This window comes from Rhizobium anhuiense (assembly GCF_003985145.1).
GTDB lineage: Bacteria > Pseudomonadota > Alphaproteobacteria > Rhizobiales > Rhizobiaceae > Rhizobium > Rhizobium anhuiense.
The window spans coordinates 1-1,670 of record NZ_ML133556.1 but is presented as its reverse complement, the minus strand read 5'-3'; the positions used below and the strand labels follow the sequence as shown (position 1 = coordinate 1,670).

Annotated in this window: 1 protein-coding gene; it reads right to left on the bottom strand. The window is 60.6% G+C overall.

Translation table 11 applies throughout. The features are described 5' to 3' along the window. Positions 1 to 211: 211 nt before the first annotated feature. Complete coding sequence (locus tag EEQ99_RS34300) at positions 212 to 1,585, bottom strand: ISNCY family transposase (RefSeq protein WP_127431940.1); 1,374 nt, start codon at positions 1,583 to 1,585, stop codon at positions 212 to 214. Positions 1,586 to 1,670: the final 85 nt, after the last annotated feature.

Below are 1,670 nucleotides of genomic sequence, written 5' to 3'. Positions count from 1 at the left end.
ATTGTGGCGGCAGGGTTGGAATGTCCGTTTGTGTGCAAAGTAGAAGTGTCATTTTGGGCGCGTCTTCAGCTATTTAGAAATGCGACACTCGGCATGTCCACTTGCGCTGAGGCAAGCCCCCGACCGGACCGGCTGGGCCGGGTTGCAAGGGAAGGGAGGGGGCGGATGAGACGCACCCATTGGCTTTAGCTTTGACAGTTGCAGCAGCCGGTCATTCCGCCGCATCGAGGTCAGAGAGCGCTTGGCGCCGTCGGGCAATGACGGCGGGATCGTTCATGAAATCCCTGTTCCGACCGGGCTTGCGGCTCCGCGGCGTATAGCCGTTCTTCTCGCTGTTGGTCTTCACCTTCGGCGTTGGTCGCTGATCCTGCCGCTCCTTGATATAGGCCAGCACATCGGAAAGCCGCTTGTTCTCCGTGATCGCCGCATGCGTCACCCGCTGGTCCTTGTCGAACACCCGATAGGACAGGGAATGGCCTTTCCAGCGCACGTCGAGCCGGCCATCGGCATAGGCATAGGTCTCGACATAGCGACCAACCAGGCCACGCGTCACATCACTCTCTTCCAGCATGATCCGCTGGCGCTCGAACGAAAACGTCAGCTGCGCCCCGACATAACGCTGCTCACGCTTGCACAGGATCTCCTGCAGCCGATCCGATGGCATGTTGATCGGCCGATGCAGATTGTCAGGACGGGTAGGGGCGATGGCAAACCGCTGGTTATACCGCGCCATGAACCGCGGCAGAAAAGCATTGCCATCGTCCATGCTGCCGATGCCCGCTAACCGCAGTTCCTTGATCAGCCGATCCTGCAATGTCCGGTTCATCCGTTCAACCCGGCCCTTCGCCTGGCTCGAATTTGCGCAAAGAATCTCGATGTTTAGTTCCGAGAGTGCACGCCCGAACTGGGTCATGCCCTGGCCACTCTTGGCCTCCTTCTTCGCCACCCGGAACACCGAATGCTTGTCGGAATAGAAGGCAACGGGAGCACCGTGATCCTTCAAATAAAGCTCCAGCGCCTCGAAGTAGCTGAACGCGCTTTCCGAGCGCACGAAGCGCAACTGCATCAGCTTGCCCGTCGCATCGTCGACGAACACCAGCAGCGAACACGAATCGCCGCGATCCTCGAACCAGCGATGTTCCGATCCGTCGATCTGCACCAGCTCGCCATAGGCCTCGCGCCGCAATCGTGGCTGATGAAACGTCCGCCGCTGCTTGCGCGACAGCCAGATGCCGGCGCCCGTCATCCATTGGCGCAGCGTCTCGCGCGACACCGTCAGCCCATCGAGCTCGGCAAGCTTCTCGGCTGCCAAGGTTGGACCGAAATCGGCATAGCGCTCTCGAATGAGAGCCAAAGCATAATCGCGCACGCCCGGGCTGATCCTGTTGTTCGACGGTCGGCCGATCGCCTTGTGCCGGATCGACGCCGCGCCGGTCGTCCTGATCCGCTCCAACAGCCGGCGCACCTGGCGCTCGCTCAAGCCCAGAACACGCGCCGCCGAGACCAGCGTCGCCCGGCCGTCAACGACCTTCGACAAAACCTCGATCCGCTGCAGATCACGCTCGCTCATCGCTATCAGTCCCATCGGCAATCTCCCCGGCGCCAATCAAACGCGGGGAGTGTGACATTCCAACTTTGCAGAAACAGGACACTTTAACTTTGCGGCTACA